The following is a 17,423-nucleotide window of genomic DNA, read 5'->3' on the forward strand; positions in this document are numbered from 1 at the left end:
TTCAATTGTCATCTGCCAGCCGAATATACAGTCTTAAACCATAACTCAATGTCCGGTTGTGATTTAGGATTCAACGTCCACTCTTTGACACGCCTAGCGTATTGAACAATGTCCTCTACAACTTGCTGTAAATCACATAAGCAATTAGGATGTGCTGGATAGTCTGGTAATTCCTCAGCCCTGTACACTCCAATACCTAAATCAGTAACTCGTTCAGCATTGGCAATGCACACTTTACAAGCCACTCCTGCATTAGATAACCGCCATCGGATACCCTTGGAAAATGGCGCTTCTTCTGCAGTTCGCTTCTCTGCCTGTCCATAAGCATCTGCCATTTCTGTCCTTGCAAGGCGCAAAGCTTCGTATGATAAATTTTCTGGTAACATATCACCAATGCGCTCCATCATATTTGGATACTCGACAACCATTGTCTTTTTTCCCGCTTTTACATACCGTTGCATTCGTTTAGCAACCTCCACAGGATGCTTGCCCTCTTGAATACCTTCGATTGCTATTTTGGAAAGTGCTTGATTAATTTTTTTAGAAGTCATCCATATTCTCTCTGACAGATTTAAACCTTTTATTTTTCGATTAACAACTGCATTGACTGCCCTTTCATTGGCTCGTTGTTGTGTTACTAGAAATGGTTTAATTGGGATACGATTCTTATTTAGTACTGCGATTGTAATTAATAAATACTGCAATGTTCCTGCTTGGAGACCTTTTTCTATTGCTTGTACAAAAAACGTATTTAGTTCTTTTGCCAGTTCATCATCAAATTGCAAAATGTACTGCAAGAATTGTTCTTCTAAGTTGTCTAACCCCTTATTTTGAAAAATTAGCTCCATCACTTCATGGACTCTTTCAATCGATTCTTCAAGAATATGATTCAACGATTGTTCCTGCCGCAATAATTCTTCAATTAACATAGCTCGGGCCAGCAATTCCGTTCGTTTGGAGTTAATCATCCATCACTCACGTCCAATCCTAATTCTTTTAATTGCTTCAATATATCCTGATACTCTTTACTTACATTCTCGTAATCTGGCATCCGCATTTTTTCAGCAATCGTCTTATCAATTCGCTCTTTCTCCCCAACACCTTCTTCTGGATCATAAGGCTTCATTGTATGAACAAATTTTGACAAGAAATCAACCGCTGATTCTTTACTCATCAATTCAGCTGCTACTGCTGTTGTAATAGCCGTCACTACGTTCACAAGCTCTTTGCTTATTTCTTCATTTGTACGATAGTCAACGTTATCCCAAACAATGTCAGTTGCGAATGTATCAGGTTTCTTATAGCCTTCCATTCCACTTGAAAAATACAACACCATACGTGCCAACCTTTGCCACGCCTGTGTCATTTGCTCACGCTTCCGCTCAATTGATCTGATTAATATCGGCATTTGCTCCTGTACCGATGACAAAGAGGATGGTGTATGTACACCAAAAACAAATTCTGGTGTTTCTGATGCATCCACAATGTTATAAAATGTTAGCTTCAATAAATCCTTAGCTGCACCAGTAGGGTTTGAAGGCTCTATGAATTCGGCTTTTTCTGCTGGGTCAAAAATAAAAATTTCCCTTCCTGTTAAATCCACTTCTTCCTGTGGTTTAGCAGTTGGGAAATTGACTTTTTTGAACTTATTCACGTCTTTTACATAAAGCCCTAACTTCGGTGTTGAGTGCATCTTACTCCCCTGCATAGCATGAATCATGATGTCATGATACACCTTTAGATAGGGCTCAATAGGCTCTAACTCCGAATTTCCGTATAAAGAGTGAGAGTATGCATTTTTGAAATGCTGAATTGGAATAAACGACAAACCTGTAGGAGTGCGACCTTCTTTCACAGTTGATGGTAACAAACCAGATATCAACTTCAATTCTGTATATCCTACCGTGTGAACTTGTTGAACCTCCGCAGAGTTTTCATTTCCTAATTCATCAGTCCACTTTATCGTTTGGGTAACTGTGTATTTAATCGGATTATGCGTTATTGGGTCAACTTCAATGTCGACCGCCTTCGCATCAATAAAGGTTAATTTAACAAATAATTGTTTTTCTGGATGCAACACCACTTCGTATGGTGCTTCTTTTGATACATATACGTAACAATCACCGTCACGAAGAAACTCAATAATCGTTCGAATGAAGTTCGACTTGTTTTCTTCTTGGAACGTATCAAGTACTACCTGTGCGTTCGGATCCGTGGACGAAAACATGGGAATACCCATGAATGCTGCTCGATTGTTGATGACCACCCTAGCAAATCCTGCACCTAATTTGTAACCTTCTTGCGTATTTTCATAGAGTGCCCGCGCCATATCATAATCGACCTTTGAAGTATCTAATTGATAACGCCCTGTGATAACCCCTTTGATTCTGCCAAACAGACCGATAGTAGATGTCCTCATTTTTGACATTTCACCAGTTACAACATATCGAATCCGCTCCATAATGCTCGGTTTGTAATTAACCATATAGTTTCCCCCCAATCGCTACGCCGCTGTATTCTTCTTCAATTTCTGTATTTGCAAATGCTAAGGCTAAACCGTCGGCTCTGTCTGGAGATGGAAGCCCTCTACGTTTCATATCTTCTTTCCGTTCTAGTTTAATTTTTCCTTTAGATGTAACGCGATACTTCCTAGACGTCAATTGAGCTATAAGTTCATCATCGTTAGGAATTTCAATATCTTCTAGTAACTCTTTGATTACAGCCCATGATTCTGTTCCCCAATCATCGTATGATTCGCTGTTATTTGCTCTTGCGCCGTTACTACAACGATTGATTGTTATGTTATATCCTTCTTCAAGAACGACTTCATTCAATCGATCAGTAACACCGCCCCCTACACCGTCATCATCCACGTTAATCGTGCAATGCAACTTGCTATATTCACGCATTAGTTCACGTGCTTTTTTAATCGCTTCACCTGCTGTCTTCATCGTGTCTTGACCTTGAAAACGCTCGAATCCAAGAACTTTCTTTCCAATCCGTGCAAATATAGTCGTTTCATCACTACCAAACCTCGCAACGTCTACCCCAATAGAAAGAACAGCGCTATATGGGATATCCAAATTCCCATCATCATCAACATACACTACTCGTCTTGTTGCTTTTTCCACTTCAAACAACGATATGAATGCATCTGGCTCCCCTTTAGGAAACTCGCCAAAAATTCGGACTCTTGCTACATCACTGTCCCTACCGTATTTCCGTAATAGGGATGCAATGTTATCCTTATTCGTCCGTTTACTATCATAAGACGATACTTTTAATGTTTGATAATCTATTCTGTCACGATGATGAGAATCATAAAAAACCCCACTCGTTCGTGTAGGGTTTCCGCACATTAATAATTTATTTTCCGCACCAGATAGCGTACCTAGAATAGCTTCCATAATGGAATCTGCTACCCCAGATGCTTCATCAACTACAAATAGCATGAAATCTTCATGAAATCCTTGGATGTTTTCCGGTTTTGTTGCAGTTCGGGCTGTTGCAAACCATCGTTCTTCATTACCTATCATATAGACTTTGGTTTTCGTCCACTTTAAGAAGTTATTAACGAGTGTTCCTTCAAGCCACTTTGCAATTTCCGCCCAAAGAACGTCGTGTAGCTGTTGTTTTGTAGGTGCTGTACATATTACTTTAGGATTCGGTCGACAACATAGAAACCAAATGACGGACCACGCTTCAAGTGCCGTTTTTCCAACACCTTGCCCAGAACGAACACTCACTTTCGGTTTGGTTGCCAATGCAGCCAGAGTTTCACTTTGCCACTCATCTGGATTGACTTGCAAAATGTCTTGTACAAATGCTACTGGATCATCCCAATAAACGTCTATAAGATTAACTAGTAAGTTGCCATGTTTATTACTCATTTACATTCACCTTACGCTTTTCAGCCACCTCATTAAGTGCGGCCACCCAGTCTTCTGCACTTTGGTTTTTATCGCCACCCTTTAAGTTTTCGATTTCAACTTTTGTCTTTTTCACATGAAGCTTCATCTGTTTTAACTTCCATTGTTGTTCACTATTCGATTTTTCAATATCATGTTTTTGTTTAATCGCTCTCACAAGTTGACTCGTGACTCTTGTTAGTGCTTCCTCAAGATTGAGTATGTCATCCATTTTACGAAAAATCGTTTCTTCAACCTCAACAGTAACCATGCGTTCTTTTGCTATTGTGACAGTTTGACCATCCGCACCAGTTGCAGCTTCTTTCACTTTCCTCAATTGTTGCAACTCACGCCTCTGCTTTTCCGTAAGACCTTGTTCAATTGCTTTAATTCGTTTCATCATTCTACGTTGCCGTATGGTTAGTTCACGAACGTTTCTATCAATCTGGAATAACGGGTCAGTTTCAATAGTGCCATATAGCTCCCGTTCCTCTTCATCTAGGTAGTCCCACATGAGAGATTCATATTCGCCTGTCGTTACAGCGTTTTTGTTACCTTGAGGAGCCGAGCCTCCTCTGTTACCTTTTGCATTTTGATTGTTGAGGGGGGCTCCTCCTGTATTGCCTACAGCATTTTGATTGCCTCTAGGTGCGCCTTTTTTGGTATGCATACTTTTTTCGTTTGGTGTGCATACTTTTTCATTAGCATTGTCCATACCTCGCCATTTGCGTTGTTGCCAACTCTTGACGGTGTTAATGGACACGTTGTACTTAGCAGCGATGTCTTTTTGCTTCATGCCGCTTTTATAATCTTGATAAGCTAATTGATATTTTTCAGCCATGTTACATTAACACCACCCCCATCAATTGAGTTGAGTTTGTTTTTATCAATCGTCTTTTTGTAAGTCGATGTCTAGCTCGATTAGTTTTTTTAAATCATCTACAGTCGAAACTTTGATTTGACCGTCTTTGAAGTCTTTTACCCATTGAGCTATCCCTGCTTGTACGATATTTCTATAACGTTCTTTTGATTCATTAATACTTTCAGCCATGCTTATTTCATGTTCCAGTAGCAAGTCATCTTCTTTTATAGATACAGAACATTTGTTTGTATTTTTCATTGCCTCATCATAACCCTTCACTTATAATGAAAGTGAGATAGCGAGTGGGCTAAAACCGTGAACGGTATGTCGCTATCTCTGCCATGATGTGGCATGGTTTTGTAGAAAAGATGAGTGTTAGCGCACTCGTCTTTTCTTTTTTATTTTTTAGGCTTAGGATATGGCTTATTTAAATGCAAGATCTTCTTACGGATTTTTTTGTTTAATGGCATAAGATACTTGTGTTTACCAGTAGTCATATATATTTGGGCATTTGAATCAACATTTTTTCTAAGCCATTCAATACGTTGACTTCCTTTCCCATATTTTGAGTAGATAGACTTTGGATGAACTTTTTTACCGTGAATAATAAAGTAATGTTCACCGTCCGTTTTGCCTTGGTAAATCCAATTAGTTGCTTGATATATGCCTCCATGGTGATTTTGTTCAGTATCTGCATAACTAACTATCAATTCAATATTTGGCGACTGCATTTTTAAGAATTTGATTGCTCTCGCTAATATCTCTGATACAAATGATTTATGATGGTTGAGAGCAACCCTTGTCAGCTCACAACATTCTTTTTGCGTAAGTCCATAAGGTGAACCAATCTTGCCATTTGCCCCTCTACTAAAAATCACAACACCAATGAACTTTCCATCTTCCCATGCGCCAACTTTCACTAATTTCCCTGCAGGTAGGCATTTACTATAATGAAAATTTTCGCATGCGAATTTAGCCGCTTCATGTGTAGCCCATGCAATTTTTAATGTAGTCATTCATGTTCAAACTCCTCATGGCAGTGTGGACATGTAATAAGCTTAGAAGTTAATACTCCTAGGTCGCCTTGATCGTCCTCTGTACCTTCATCAAAGTTTGGAACTTCAATATCGCCAATCATGTGTTTTAGGTCCACCTCATCAAATCCTGTTAATTGCAAATCAATGTCACTATCTTGTAGTTCTTGTAATAATGCAATTAATGCATCCTCATCCCAATCGCCACTAATTTTATTAAGGGCTATATTCAATGCCTTTTCTTGCGATGGCTCCAAGTTCACTACTGAAACATCTAATTCTTGAAAACCCTCAGCTACTAAAATTTTAAAGCGTTGATGACCACCTACCAGATTCCCTGTTTTTTCGTTCCAAATTAAAGGATCTATATAACCAAATTCTTTAATAGAACGCTTTAGACTTTCATATTCGACATCACCTGGTTGTAAATCTACACGTGGATTGTATGGTGCTGGATTTATCTTGTTTACAGGTATACAAATTATCTTCAAAATGACCACTCCCTTTTCATTCGTATATGCCTACCACCATCTATAACGGAAACCTCGAAAGCCATTGATATTTTGAATATTTTCTTGCTGTAAATCATCCATAAAAATAAGGCAGCCACTCCATGTGCGATTAGTCACCTCACATGTAGCAGTTGCCTTTTCTTCAATTCGTATAACCCTCATTGATGATTCAATCCATCCATTCTTCACGAAGTACATTCTATCCCCTATGTTCAATCGCTTAGGTCGCCTTGATAGTTGCCAGAACTGTTCATATCCGCCTTGTTTGTATACACCGGTTTCTCTATCGTCATTTTTATATTCCCACTTTGGAATCGTTACTACGATGTCCAATGGCATCACCTCATTGTGTTAGTTGCTTTGTGAAACCTATATAAGGCGCCAAAATATTAGTACATATGTTTATATTCAATCTGTATACTTTTTTTATTACAATAAATTATGCTCTACAATTAAATTATTAATACTATTCTGTCAGCCTGAAATACTACTTATTTTTAATATAATTAACATGATTAACAATGAAGTTTTTTATATCATCAATAGTTACATCAAAACCCTTATTTAATAATTCATCTCTAATTACTAATAATGATGAAGAAGGGTATTTAATTAAAGCTTGCCTAATTTCTTCTTCAATTAGTTTATTTGTATATAACTTTTTAAAACTCTCTATTGTTTCATTTTTAATTTTTTCACCGTGTGCAATTAAATCTTCATAAGAATAACTTTCTTTTGTTTCACTCATATCAGTATTTACTGATTTATCAACTTTATCAGCAACATCGTCAAACGTATTTTTTTGATTTAACAAAATATTGGTCATATTATCTAACTTTTTATTAGAATCTTGCCTCATTGATTCCAAAGTTTGCTTATTATCGGTATCTTGTTTAAATGCAAAGAATATCGCAACTAACGCTAAAGCGATTGATACAGCACTGGAAATGATACTAAAATTTGTTTCTACCTTTATGTTTTTTGCGAAAATAGTTGCAATCAATAATATTATAATACCGATTAAAACAAATAATAACCAAAACCAATCTCGATTAGTCCACTTTTTAAACATATAAAAAACCTCCCACTCCATTATAATCTGGAAGGTATTACTTTGGAACGATTTTCTATAAACTCCTTTCTCAAATCCACACCAAATTCAGTCCTCTATTTGCATTTCACATTCTCCATTTGGCAGTTTGATGCAGGTTTCTAAGCAAAATAAAACCCCTCGAATCCGCTCAAGGGGGTTATACATTCGTCTATTATTCTATTGTGGTAAATGTCGAATTAGCTCACTTCTAGCAACCGTGGTAGAGCTACACCACGTTAATTATTGTAATCGAATTGTATTTTTTAGTGCATTTCCGTGCACGTTTAGTAAGTTTGACTGATCAAAATGTAAAGTGGACGAAGTTCATACGATAACCATTCCATATCAAAAGAAGATTCGAATTGATACAATTACTGAAAACAAAAACACTCCCATATAGAACCAACCATAAACTTTTGTCTCGCTTTGAAATTTTTTAATTCCTAGAATTAACATCACTAAGCCTATGAAGAATACCAATAAGAAATTCCAGTGGTAATCATGTGTGATAATCCCATACGTTGAGAGAGACAATATTATGACTGTAAAAACAATTTGAAAAATTGTCAGCATAACTTCCCACTCCTCTGTTTTATATTAATCATACAACAAATAAACATTGGTGGGAATGAATTACAATTTAAGCCCTTATATTAAATAAGATACCTAATCTCTTAAAAAATATGGGCCGGCCATGTATGTCTTGCCCCGAACAAGTTTATGGGGCGCGGGTCGGTCGTCGGTCTGTCTTTCCCTAATATTTAGGATTATATAAAAACCAAGGGAGGAAACCTTTACCGCACCGAACCTACCTCCGAGTTTACAATATTAATTTTTAAATACCTAATCTATAACGAATGTAACGTATATAACGTTTGTAACATCTATCACATTTGTAACATGTCCTCATATTGTGCAGTTACTGCTGAATATTATTCACTTTAATCATCGACTTTTGTGTTTAATGGCAAAAGTAAGAGGAGTGTCTCGTTAAAAGTAGTTTGTTTATCTTTAATAGGTGTGAAAAACTGTACATCGATATTTTCAACAATTGGTAATGCTATTTTTATTTTAGAAGAACCTTCGTCCGTTGGTGAAAGTAATATTTCACGCTTATCTAAAGGATTTTTATTTCTACTTATAAATCCTTTAGCTTCCAGTGTTCTTGCAACATCAGAAACCATCATTATGTTTGAATTTGTAAAATCAGCGAGTATTTTTTGAGTCACTACCTCTCTATTTGTATGGAGATAATCACACGCAGCTAATAAGACAAATTGCGCATGAGTGAGATCTATCCTGTTAAGCTCTTTTGTAACCATTCTCTGCCAAGCTTGTGTCACTTGCCATAATAAAAAACCCGAACTTTCTTTTGGGTCGTTAAACCTTGATTTCCATTCCATGAAAATTCACTCCCATAGCATTTGCAATTGTCATAAAATCTTGTTGCTCTATTTCAAAATGCCCTCTACGAAACAACAAACCTATATTGACATTGTCATGTATGAATTTCAACCTTGATTTGATATTTGCAAGACTTATATTTTGGCACGGTTGATATTCTATGTCCATTCTATATGGAATGAAATTTTGAGCCATTTCGAATCTATAAACAATCCCTGATTTAACAGCTCCGATAGCAGTAAAAGATTGAAGTGGCTTTCCATCTGGATATTTGGTTTTTGGCGAATAATAAATTAACCAATCTCCTTCTTTCATTCTCTTTAAAGGCGCATATTTCCCATGACAAAGTTGTGCAAATCCACCTTGTTCACCTATTCTAACATGTTCCTCAGACACAACCCCCACCCAGAATTTTCGGTTCATAATATGCGCCCTCTAGCAAGCATATCTAGATTGGACATACTATTCGGGATTCCTTGAGTAATCAGAGGACCAATTTTATTACCCATCTTTTCTGAATTAGGTCCTAAAATGACTACTCCATGTGTAACCCTTGTTTTTGAATTATGAATCTCAATTCGATGATTAAAATCTATTTGAATTCCTATTTGTTCAAGAACTGTAGTGTTGGAGAAAAATTCATTTTCTTTTACTTCTGTAAGTTTAAAAGGTAATGGTTCCTGTCCTATTAGTGCCAAATATCCTGTTCCACCTTTTTCAAATGGTCCATCTAACATTACATCAATTATTTCCTTGTCCCATTCTTTCCATTCTGAAATATTTCTATATAACTTCCAGATTAACTCTGGTTTTGCCTCAGTAATAATTGAATTCTCATATTTCCACACAATTATTCCCCCATATTCAATAATAGTAAGTGCACTTATCAATAATAGTAAGTGCACTTACTATTATTGTCAAGGAGATTCATGTTTTCTCAAAAACAGCTTATAATTTATAGAATAATCCTCATTTTTTTCTACTCAGTACAATATTGCATTTGTTCACCTTCCTTGCTGAATAATATCTTTCGAAGGGACACAAGCCCCTACATCATGCAATCATCTGTTTTACGATGTTATCTTTAATGCGCTTAATACTAGTTGCTGATAATGCCATGTGTTGACCTATCCAACGTTGTGATTTACCGTCTAGCATCCAATTCAACACTTGAACCTCTCTGTCACCAGCAACTCTTTCAATTAACTTTTGCACCTCTAGCAGCTTCTTCTCATACTCCGCAACACGTTTAATATTTTTCGAACGTCTAATAGCTTCCTGCATAATCGGATCACCTACACCGCCTGCAGCCTTTGATAGTGTAGCCTCAATTCCGTATTGCGCCGTTTTTGCCCCAATAACCATTTCTGCTCGCATTTCTTTGATGGCGTTAACCATCCAGTGGTAGTCTGTAATCATTGAATCTAAAGCATCTGGTGTAATCGTTAGTGTTCTTTCTTTTAACATAGGTTTGCCCTCCTAAGTTGTGTTATAATTCTTTATACTGACAAGCCTAAAAGGGCATAAACCTATTTGAGCTGTAGCGTCTGCAAACGCTGCGGCTTTTTTCTAAAAAAGGAATGATGCTATGAATCAATTGATCCAGTATATCAGCTACATGCCAAGCTTGTAGGGAGTGCCCTAGTATCCCTTGACCTCTCTGCAAGCTTGGGTTTCTCAAGGGAGCTGATATTTATGAAAAACCGTTCAAAATCCTATGTTCGCCATCAAAGAGGGCGAATAATTCGAAAGAAATGGGCTATTTTAAAAAATGTTATGTTACTAGAAAGCGAATACATGCCTGTACGTGGTACATTAAGCAAAGGAAAAATTCATTGCTCTTGTAGAATGTGCCGATATGAGCAGTATCACTCGATTCCAAAAGCCAAACATAAAGCAAAATTAAAAGCTATGAAACAGGAAATAGACGATTATGTCTGTTTCCTTTTTACGTATTTTCCTTATATATCTTTTCAGTTGCTGTAGCGTGTGACGACGCTGCGGCTTTTTCTTTTCCTCAATGTGTTCAGCAAACTATTTTAAAGTTCTTCATGATTTCATCTTTCAAAGTAATTACATAAGCTACTCGTGCTTCATTTGAAGTAATTTGAAATTTTGTATTAGTTTCTGTCACTTCATATTCTTTGCCTTTAGTCCAAGAATTTTGTGGTGCTTCTAAATCTTCGCTTGCTATGACATTATATTTTTTCATAAGTTAATCCTCCACATCTTTCATATTTAACTTTTCAATTCATCTTGCCATTGTCTTATATGGTCAATTGTTTCTTGCCATCCATCTCGACATTCTTTCAAACAAAGCATAGATTCAACAACTTTATCTTTATCAGGTAATGAACAACCATCAGCGGTCATAATACTTAGTTTTTTGTCTAAATTATCGAAATCTCGTTGACATTCATCGCGCTTTTTATACGCCTCTTGCATAGCTAATTGCAAGATTATCTGACGTTCATTTATAATTTTGAAATCCAAATTTACCAACTCCCTTGCTGAACAAAAATTATCAACCATGCAAAAATCTAAAAGATATATGATTGATATTTATGTTGTTACCTTTATTGATTAATAAATCATCACGATAAAAATAAGCTGAACGAACATTAAACAATTTTTTAAATATATTTACATGCTCAAAATTAGGATTTTTATATCCGTTTTCGTATTGCCATATATCACGTTCTGATATGTTTGTTAAGTCTGCCAACGAAGTTTGAGAGTGCCCGTATAATATTCGTAAATTCCTAAGATTTTCTCCTAGAAACAATACAATCACTTCCTCGACGCAATGTTTTTTACTGAACAAAATTTATCTAATGTAATTAGCAAATCATTTGTAACTGCCCTGTTGCATCTGCTATTAGATTTGTTCCGTAATCCTCATTAATAATGACCTCAAATATCGCCTCTAACTCTTGTACAACAATGCTGTTACCAGCCAATGCATATAGCGTAGCGCTACGACATTTATCTTTTTGCGGAAACTCTTTAAGCATCAAGTCGAAATCAGTATCATCGAATCCCATTAATCTCCACCACTCTCGTTCTGTTGGATATCTATAACGACCATCAGCCATTTTAAATACACCAGCACTAGGGCAACGATCTGGACGTTCCGTAATAGTGTTACAAACATCAGTGATTGTTTTTATATAACGAAATTTTGATTTGTTACTCTCAATTTCTTCTGGAGTAGCTAAATCTTCTAATCTACTTAACATCGATGGAATATTAACAACATACTTTTCAATGTTCTCAATTTCATCGTCAGGCTGCTTAAAGTCACTCATAGGTCTCAATGGTTTCTTTTTAACTTTGCTAAAATCGAAAACGTTATTCCCTAATATGCTTATACAAAATACCCGTTCTCTTGTTTGTGGAATACCTCTATCCATAGCATTAGATACTTGATAAGAATTTGAATATCCTAACGCTTCCATATCACTTAAATATTCATTGAAAATCGGGCGTTTCTTTTTAAATAATGCTCCGCGTACATTTTCCCAAATAACCACTTTTGGTCGCCATTCGCCCATTTCACGAATAATACGGATTGTTTCGAGCATCAGTTTAGAACGACCTTTATCATCATTTAAGTTTGCTGCGCTGTTGTCTTGACAAGGCGAGCCATGCACTAAAATGTCAGGTTTCAAGTCCCAACCTCTTACATCTTGTGCATTGTATCTAAATGGGTTCATAGCGTTATATGCCTTAACTCTATTATCTTTCCACTCGACATAATCAATTGTTTTCACTTCTACACCTAAATTTTTTAGTGCCTTAATATCAGCACCTATACCACCAAAAAGTGATAATAATTTAATCACTGCACCACTTCCTTGTTACTGCACATTTGGATTCAACTAACCACTTTCTTCTTCCCTAACAACCCATCTCTACTTTTCTCCCCACTTAATCGTCACCTCTGCCCTCGGTTGCTCTGAATAATATTTACATACCGTCATTTCCACTATTTGAGCATCATCATGCCAGATGACTTTACTCATCCCATCTTTTATACCTTTAATCAGATTGTCGAGATCAGGCTTAGTTGTTGGTCTTAATTCACCACTAGCTATTAACGCTCTCTTTGGCCCTGTGTGGTATTTCTTCGGTGGCATGAGATAAATATCAGCCTTTAGTTTAATAGGCTCTGTAATCAACTCTGACGGCTTATTTTGCCATGCTACAAGCTTTACAAAGTCTTTGAAGTCTCTGCTCTTTGGAGCATCATGTGTAACCACCTTTTTGCCTCGTCTACTAAAGCGCGGTCGTTCTTGTGGTTGAATAACTCCTGGTATTTCAATTTTGAGTACGTTCATGTTTGCCCTCCTGTTAGCACTCTCTTTAGTCTGCTGATAAAACAACCTAATGCCGTTCTACCAGCAGCGTGCATTTATCTACTCTCTGCATATTTCTTGCATGCTCTATATTTAAGTCTTATATCAGGACCACATCCGTTACGATTCCTTAACAACGAACACTTATACCAATGTTTTTTAGGATTACGTTCATGTTGTTTTTTCTCCAAGTAATAACATGTTTTACATGTAGCATCTTCTGGTCCATAACCATATTTACGACACATAATGTTTGGTTCAATTTGTTTTCTCTGCCGTGGTTCTTCTGGTAATCCTAGGTCAAATTCAATTTGCTCCATCAGCGCACCTCTTCAAGAGGCACACCTATCACTTCATCAATCGTTATCTGATGGTTGTTAAACTTAGCCTCGGCTAACTCTGCTTCATATTTTTTCTTGCATATTGGGCCCATGCCTACATCAATTGATTTTTGAGACTTTAACTTACGATTACAACGTTTACATAGTTTCATCAGTATCCGCTCTCCTGACGCTCATGGTTGACCTTTTTCTTTGAGAAGTAAGCAGTTTCGATTTGGTCAGTTGTAAATCCTAGCACTTTGCCTAAACCCATCAAATCAGCTAGTACTTCACCGAAATTCACTCTGTTTCTATGCATGTCTAACAGTGATATTGTTCTAAATAGTTTTCTGAATTGATCACATACATCTATTTCGGCATATCGTATTTCTTGCTTGTATTCCTCAGATAATAAATAACTAATTAAATCTAGACTTCCGTCCATTTCATTACCGATAGATAAAACAAAACTAAGAACATCTGCATACTCTTCAAGGAGAGGATTTTTTGTAATCTCTCCACTTCCTCCGCAATTCCAACAATCTACTCCGCCCTCAATATTTCCTAATGGAATACCCGTACCTCCACAATTTTTACAAACGTCTATACTTACACATGTCCTTGGGTCCTGATCATTACTCCACTTCTTAAACCCTCGCCATTCATTCGAACATTCGCCTAGCTCAACTTGTAACGCTAGTAACTTCCAATCAAGATTGTTTTGTCCTCGTAACTCTGGATGCTCCTGCATGATGTGCTCGTCCAATGCTGCTTGTGTTTCAAATAATTTAGTTAAATTCATAGACTTACATGCTCCTTGTCAGTTTCGAATTTCATTAGTATTTGATATGGTCTAGGATGGCCTGGAAAATGCTTTACGTGACTAGCAACCTTCCATCCACGTTCCTCACAATCAGCAATTCTATTTTCTAATTCGCGTTGTGTACGTGCTCCAATGATGTTTTTTAACACTACCATCACACTCACCTCGTTTGAATTTAGTTCATGCTTAAAACGTAATGTCTTTCATTCTGTTAATCACCTAATTTACCGTTAAAATTAGCATCATACAGAAGTTTTATTTCATAGTTTGATTTATTTATCACATTCCATCAAAACGCCTTAAACAAGCTGTAAATCACTTATTTCAGTTGGCTGAACCCTTCTCTTTTCCCACTTCTCAACAACTCTATATCCATCCTTTTTCAGCTTTTTGTAATCAGGATGCAACAAAGGAACCATCGTCCAAACGTTATGACCATCTTCACGCTTGAACATTGTTACATACACGTTGTACTGACTATATTCCGTTGGCTTTTGCATATTAACTTTTGGTATTGGCTTTCGAGCACTACGGATATCAATTGGAATGCCGTTACGCCGTCTCGTACTCATGCACTTTCACCCTTTTCATGAATTGTTCATTCATTGGTCTCACCCCATAGAGCTTGACGTGCAATTTCCCCACCGTCGCGCTCGATGTAAATTTCTTTGTCACCATCACAAAGTTCTACTCTTTCGTACTTTGTTTCATCTGAATAAAACTCAAGCGCTTCACGTAACTGTTCGTTTTCAGCAACCTCGGCTTCTAGTTCTGCATCTAGTTCCTGAGCATGCATGATGGATACTTTCAATTGAAATTCAAGAGCTGCTTGCTTTGCCTTATGTTTCTTACAAGCATTTTGTAGTGTTTTCACTTCGCTAACTTTGTGACGTAAGGTTTTTCTTGTATTTCTAAGCATTTCTCGTAAATGCTCAACTTCTGTTTTAGCTACTTTTTCAGGAGAAACCTTATAGTTACCAGTAATTAAAGCCAATAACGTAAACCAGTCGACATCTTTCCAAACGGAATCGGTTTTATGAGGCAGTAGCTTTTCGGACCATTCATAAACCACTGCTAATGAATTACCTTGATGCTTGTCCAATAATGTTTGATATGCGTCTATTACTTTTTGACAAACAATTACTTTTTCAGTCATTTGCTTCACTCCTAACTAATTGCTTCCGCAAGTCATAAATAAACGACTCAAATTTACGCTTGTTGAATTTATATAATCTAGCGATTGGATTATTTGTTTTCGGTTGTGATGGACCATCCAAGTTGATAAAGTATTTGCCAAACCATAAAGAACCCTCACTATCAAACTCGCTATCGTAATAATCTGCATAATCTGCACCCAAACTATCTGCTTCTTTCGGTGCGAAGTTAGCCCATGCTTCATGTGCAATTTGCTCCATGTAAGCCACAAACTCATTAAATTCATCTTCTGAAAAAGTATATTTGTTACTCAGTTCACTTCGTGCAATATAAAGTGTTTGATCTTTCGAAAAATGTGACACATAACCATTAACACTCAAGTCTGTTTCTCTTTCTAAAAACACCGCTGATTTTCTATGACGTACAATTAAACCGTTAAAATTACGTTCAGTTGATTTCAACCTCATTCACTCCTAGCTTTAATTAACCGATGATGCCAAAATGCTTTAACAATACGTAAATTAGCCAACCTAATCCGCCTAAAAAAACGACTGCAATAACCATATTGATTACAAAAAATACCCATACCAAACGGCTTGTACGTTTGAAATTTTGTTCAAAATTATTCATGTATGTTCAACTCCTCATTACTTTTCTTTACCTTTATCATTTCGTGATTACCAAGACCACCAAACCTCATATGCTCGTCTGCTTGAATCCAACGCTTGCCGCCTATTTGAATCACCTGTACATTTTCATAACTAATACCATGTGGACTAAAAACATCTACTCGATCGCCTACTCTCACACGTTGACCTAAAATATCGTGCATTGGGATTTTACTCGAACGGTCTTGTTTACCTGTGGAAGGTTTAATTCGATGTCTGTTCATATTCTTGATTTGCCTTTCCTAGCATCGATAATATTTTTTGGCGTTCTGCTTCAAAATCAATCGTTGATTTATTAGCTTCAGTTGGTGGTGTCTCATCTTCATTCCGATTATGGAACCATTCAGGAACAATTTCTGTACGACTTTTTGGCTTTTGATAATGATAAGGGTTAGCTTGCTGTCGCTTGTTATTTTTCTCCCTTTCCTCTTTGGCTTTTAACTGTTGGTAAGTAGTAATCATTTCTTTACGCCAATTAATCAATGTAGCCTCTGCATATTTGATTTTATTTCGAGCATTATTAAATACTGCGTTTTGTAAAGCTGCCAGAATTAAATCGACATCTTTGAAATCATCCAAGATATATCCAAGGTGTTCAGCAACTGTTGGAAGAACTGGTGTAATGTTTTGATTTGTAAATTCAATTAATCTAGCAAAGTCAGATTGAGAAGAAACAGACTGACGACTCTTTTGTTCTTGTTCTTCTTCTTGTTCTTCTTCTCTTTCTTGTTCTTCTTCTCTTTCTTGTTCTTGTTCTTCTTCTTCCCCATAGTCTTTACAAGGGGTATTGATAGGGTATGGATACGGTATCGAATCCTCATCATTACTAGTGTTAGGTACTTTCTGCCCACTTTTTTCATCTAACAGTATTGATACGGTATCAATACTGTATCCTAACTGTTCCAATGTAGTAATGTAGCTCCTTACAAACGGTATATGTTTCACTGCAAGTAGCTCTTTTTCGATGCATTTTTTCACTTTCGGTGAGTTGATAAAGTTGTATTTTGCCCAGTTATTCAGCATGATTTCTTTTGTTGATTCGTTGTATGTGATTTTTCCGTACTCCACAAAACGTTGTAGCAACTTCTGCACCGTCTCTCTGTTGTAACCTGTGTGCAATTCTATAACTCTATATGGCAATTCATAGATGCCGCATTGTGTTGTATTGCCATTTGTCATTAAATACAGATAGAAGTATTTCTCCTCTGGTGTAAGATCCAATACAAAGCCGTCATCCCAATATGTTGTGTGTACATTTCTGTATTTAGCCATTTGCCCTCGCCTCT

Annotated in this window: 29 protein-coding genes; 1 reads left to right on the forward strand and 28 read right to left on the reverse strand. The window is 36.7% G+C overall.

Translation table 11 applies throughout. The annotated features are described in order from the left end of the window. Nucleotides 1-8 precede the first annotated feature (8 nt). From C9J37_RS19840 to C9J37_RS19910, 13 genes are all read right to left on the reverse strand, one after another. The gene (locus C9J37_RS19840; protein ID WP_107896753.1) at nucleotides 9-968 is read right to left on the reverse strand and encodes a structural protein; all 960 of its coding nucleotides are present in this window, start codon (nucleotides 966-968) and stop codon (nucleotides 9-11) included. After that, complete coding sequence (locus tag C9J37_RS19845; RefSeq protein WP_107896754.1) at nucleotides 965-2,485, reverse strand: phage portal protein; 1,521 nt, start codon at nucleotides 2,483-2,485, stop codon at nucleotides 965-967. The genes C9J37_RS19840 and C9J37_RS19845 overlap by 4 nt, the downstream gene beginning before the upstream one ends. Next, a complete protein-coding gene (locus tag C9J37_RS19850) occupies nucleotides 2,478-3,890 on the reverse strand; it encodes a DEAD/DEAH box helicase family protein (RefSeq protein ID WP_107896755.1) in 1,413 nt (470 codons plus the stop codon). The genes C9J37_RS19845 and C9J37_RS19850 overlap by 8 nt, the downstream gene beginning before the upstream one ends. Continuing rightward, nucleotides 3,883-4,749 carry a phage terminase small subunit gene (terS, locus tag C9J37_RS19855; protein ID WP_107896756.1) on the reverse strand — a complete coding sequence of 289 codons (867 nt, stop codon included), beginning with the start codon at nucleotides 4,747-4,749 and terminating at the stop codon, nucleotides 3,883-3,885. The genes C9J37_RS19850 and terS overlap by 8 nt, the downstream gene beginning before the upstream one ends. 45 nt (nucleotides 4,750-4,794) lie before the next feature. Then, entirely contained in the window at nucleotides 4,795-5,028 is a 234-nt protein-coding gene (locus C9J37_RS19865) for a hypothetical protein (RefSeq protein WP_107896757.1), read from the reverse strand. 140 nt (nucleotides 5,029-5,168) lie between these two features. Then, a complete protein-coding gene (locus tag C9J37_RS19870; RefSeq protein ID WP_107896758.1) occupies nucleotides 5,169-5,786 on the reverse strand; it encodes a Mom family adenine methylcarbamoylation protein in 618 nt (205 codons plus the stop codon). Beyond that, nucleotides 5,783-6,295: a ParB N-terminal domain-containing protein gene (locus C9J37_RS19875; protein ID WP_107896759.1), complete on the reverse strand. Its 513-nt coding sequence runs from the start codon at nucleotides 6,293-6,295 to the stop codon at nucleotides 5,783-5,785. The genes C9J37_RS19870 and C9J37_RS19875 overlap by 4 nt, the downstream gene beginning before the upstream one ends. Before the next feature lie 30 nt (nucleotides 6,296-6,325). After that, the gene (locus C9J37_RS19880; protein WP_107896760.1) at nucleotides 6,326-6,649 is read right to left on the reverse strand and encodes a hypothetical protein; all 324 of its coding nucleotides are present in this window, start codon (nucleotides 6,647-6,649) and stop codon (nucleotides 6,326-6,328) included. 154 nt (nucleotides 6,650-6,803) lie between these two features. Further along, nucleotides 6,804-7,388 (reverse strand): hypothetical protein, encoded by a 585-nt coding sequence (locus C9J37_RS19885; protein ID WP_107896761.1) that lies wholly within the window; start codon nucleotides 7,386-7,388, stop codon nucleotides 6,804-6,806. 962 nt (nucleotides 7,389-8,350) lie between these two features. Then, complete coding sequence (locus C9J37_RS19895; protein ID WP_107896763.1) at nucleotides 8,351-8,812, reverse strand: MarR family winged helix-turn-helix transcriptional regulator; 462 nt, start codon at nucleotides 8,810-8,812, stop codon at nucleotides 8,351-8,353. After that, the gene (locus C9J37_RS19900; protein WP_107896764.1) at nucleotides 8,790-9,236 is read right to left on the reverse strand and encodes an EVE domain-containing protein; all 447 of its coding nucleotides are present in this window, start codon (nucleotides 9,234-9,236) and stop codon (nucleotides 8,790-8,792) included. Before C9J37_RS19900 ends, C9J37_RS19895 begins: the two co-directional genes overlap by 23 nt. Continuing rightward, nucleotides 9,233-9,661, reverse strand: coding sequence for an SRPBCC family protein (locus C9J37_RS19905; protein WP_107896765.1), 429 nt, complete (start codon nucleotides 9,659-9,661; stop codon nucleotides 9,233-9,235). Before C9J37_RS19905 ends, C9J37_RS19900 begins: the two co-directional genes overlap by 4 nt. Before the next feature lie 205 nt (nucleotides 9,662-9,866). Beyond that, on the reverse strand, nucleotides 9,867-10,280 hold the full coding sequence (locus C9J37_RS19910) for a LuxR C-terminal-related transcriptional regulator (RefSeq protein WP_107896766.1): 414 nt from the start codon (nucleotides 10,278-10,280) through the stop codon (nucleotides 9,867-9,869). Nucleotides 10,281-10,508: 228 nt separating this feature from the next. On the opposite strand from C9J37_RS19910, the gene C9J37_RS19915 reads away from it, so the two are divergent. After that, nucleotides 10,509-10,799, forward strand: a complete 291-nt coding sequence (locus tag C9J37_RS19915; protein WP_107896767.1) for a hypothetical protein — start codon at nucleotides 10,509-10,511, stop codon at nucleotides 10,797-10,799. 40 nt (nucleotides 10,800-10,839) lie between these two features. Here C9J37_RS19915 and C9J37_RS19920 read toward each other — a convergent pair whose 3' ends face one another. The 15 genes from C9J37_RS19920 to C9J37_RS19985 all read right to left on the reverse strand — a co-directional run bounded on the left by C9J37_RS19920 (nucleotide 10,840) and on the right by C9J37_RS19985 (nucleotide 17,409). Then, entirely contained in the window at nucleotides 10,840-11,025 is a 186-nt protein-coding gene (locus C9J37_RS19920; protein WP_107896768.1) for a hypothetical protein, read from the reverse strand. A gap of 26 nt (nucleotides 11,026-11,051) precedes the next feature. After that, the gene (locus C9J37_RS19925) at nucleotides 11,052-11,306 is read right to left on the reverse strand and encodes a hypothetical protein (RefSeq protein WP_107896769.1); all 255 of its coding nucleotides are present in this window, start codon (nucleotides 11,304-11,306) and stop codon (nucleotides 11,052-11,054) included. A gap of 31 nt (nucleotides 11,307-11,337) precedes the next feature. Beyond that, nucleotides 11,338-11,598, reverse strand: a complete 261-nt coding sequence (locus tag C9J37_RS19930; protein WP_167397373.1) for a helix-turn-helix domain-containing protein — start codon at nucleotides 11,596-11,598, stop codon at nucleotides 11,338-11,340. A gap of 55 nt (nucleotides 11,599-11,653) precedes the next feature. Next, nucleotides 11,654-12,658: a DNA cytosine methyltransferase gene (locus tag C9J37_RS19935; RefSeq protein ID WP_107896771.1), complete on the reverse strand. Its 1,005-nt coding sequence runs from the start codon at nucleotides 12,656-12,658 to the stop codon at nucleotides 11,654-11,656. A 69-nt stretch (nucleotides 12,659-12,727) separates the two neighbouring features. Then, nucleotides 12,728-13,153 carry a RusA family crossover junction endodeoxyribonuclease gene (locus C9J37_RS19940; RefSeq protein ID WP_107896772.1) on the reverse strand — a complete coding sequence of 142 codons (426 nt, stop codon included), beginning with the start codon at nucleotides 13,151-13,153 and terminating at the stop codon, nucleotides 12,728-12,730. A 74-nt stretch (nucleotides 13,154-13,227) separates the two neighbouring features. Then, on the reverse strand, nucleotides 13,228-13,491 hold the full coding sequence (locus tag C9J37_RS19945) for a hypothetical protein (RefSeq protein ID WP_107896773.1): 264 nt from the start codon (nucleotides 13,489-13,491) through the stop codon (nucleotides 13,228-13,230). Beyond that, nucleotides 13,491-13,664, reverse strand: coding sequence for a DUF6011 domain-containing protein (locus C9J37_RS19950; protein WP_167397374.1), 174 nt, complete (start codon nucleotides 13,662-13,664; stop codon nucleotides 13,491-13,493). The genes C9J37_RS19945 and C9J37_RS19950 overlap by 1 nt, the downstream gene beginning before the upstream one ends. Further along, the gene (locus C9J37_RS19955; protein WP_107896775.1) at nucleotides 13,664-14,293 is read right to left on the reverse strand and encodes a dUTP diphosphatase; all 630 of its coding nucleotides are present in this window, start codon (nucleotides 14,291-14,293) and stop codon (nucleotides 13,664-13,666) included. The genes C9J37_RS19950 and C9J37_RS19955 overlap by 1 nt, the downstream gene beginning before the upstream one ends. Further along, nucleotides 14,290-14,469, reverse strand: coding sequence for a hypothetical protein (locus C9J37_RS19960; RefSeq protein ID WP_107896776.1), 180 nt, complete (start codon nucleotides 14,467-14,469; stop codon nucleotides 14,290-14,292). Before C9J37_RS19960 ends, C9J37_RS19955 begins: the two co-directional genes overlap by 4 nt. A gap of 144 nt (nucleotides 14,470-14,613) precedes the next feature. Beyond that, the gene (locus C9J37_RS19965; protein ID WP_107896777.1) at nucleotides 14,614-14,886 is read right to left on the reverse strand and encodes a hypothetical protein; all 273 of its coding nucleotides are present in this window, start codon (nucleotides 14,884-14,886) and stop codon (nucleotides 14,614-14,616) included. A gap of 26 nt (nucleotides 14,887-14,912) precedes the next feature. After that, the gene (locus C9J37_RS19970) at nucleotides 14,913-15,470 is read right to left on the reverse strand and encodes a hypothetical protein (RefSeq protein ID WP_107896778.1); all 558 of its coding nucleotides are present in this window, start codon (nucleotides 15,468-15,470) and stop codon (nucleotides 14,913-14,915) included. Beyond that, entirely contained in the window at nucleotides 15,463-15,930 is a 468-nt protein-coding gene (locus C9J37_RS19975) for a hypothetical protein (RefSeq protein ID WP_107896779.1), read from the reverse strand. Before C9J37_RS19975 ends, C9J37_RS19970 begins: the two co-directional genes overlap by 8 nt. A 22-nt stretch (nucleotides 15,931-15,952) precedes the next feature. Then, nucleotides 15,953-16,099 (reverse strand): hypothetical protein, encoded by a 147-nt coding sequence (locus tag C9J37_RS28430; protein ID WP_167397375.1) that lies wholly within the window; start codon nucleotides 16,097-16,099, stop codon nucleotides 15,953-15,955. Beyond that, nucleotides 16,092-16,361 carry a hypothetical protein gene (locus C9J37_RS19980; protein WP_107896780.1) on the reverse strand — a complete coding sequence of 90 codons (270 nt, stop codon included), beginning with the start codon at nucleotides 16,359-16,361 and terminating at the stop codon, nucleotides 16,092-16,094. The genes C9J37_RS28430 and C9J37_RS19980 overlap by 8 nt, the downstream gene beginning before the upstream one ends. Then, on the reverse strand, nucleotides 16,342-17,409 hold the full coding sequence (locus C9J37_RS19985) for a DnaD domain-containing protein (RefSeq protein WP_107896781.1): 1,068 nt from the start codon (nucleotides 17,407-17,409) through the stop codon (nucleotides 16,342-16,344). Before C9J37_RS19985 ends, C9J37_RS19980 begins: the two co-directional genes overlap by 20 nt. Between the last annotated feature and the right edge of the window lie 14 nt (nucleotides 17,410-17,423).

Source organism: Lysinibacillus mangiferihumi, assembly GCF_003049665.1.
Taxonomy (GTDB): domain Bacteria; phylum Bacillota; class Bacilli; order Bacillales_A; family Planococcaceae; genus Lysinibacillus; species Lysinibacillus mangiferihumi.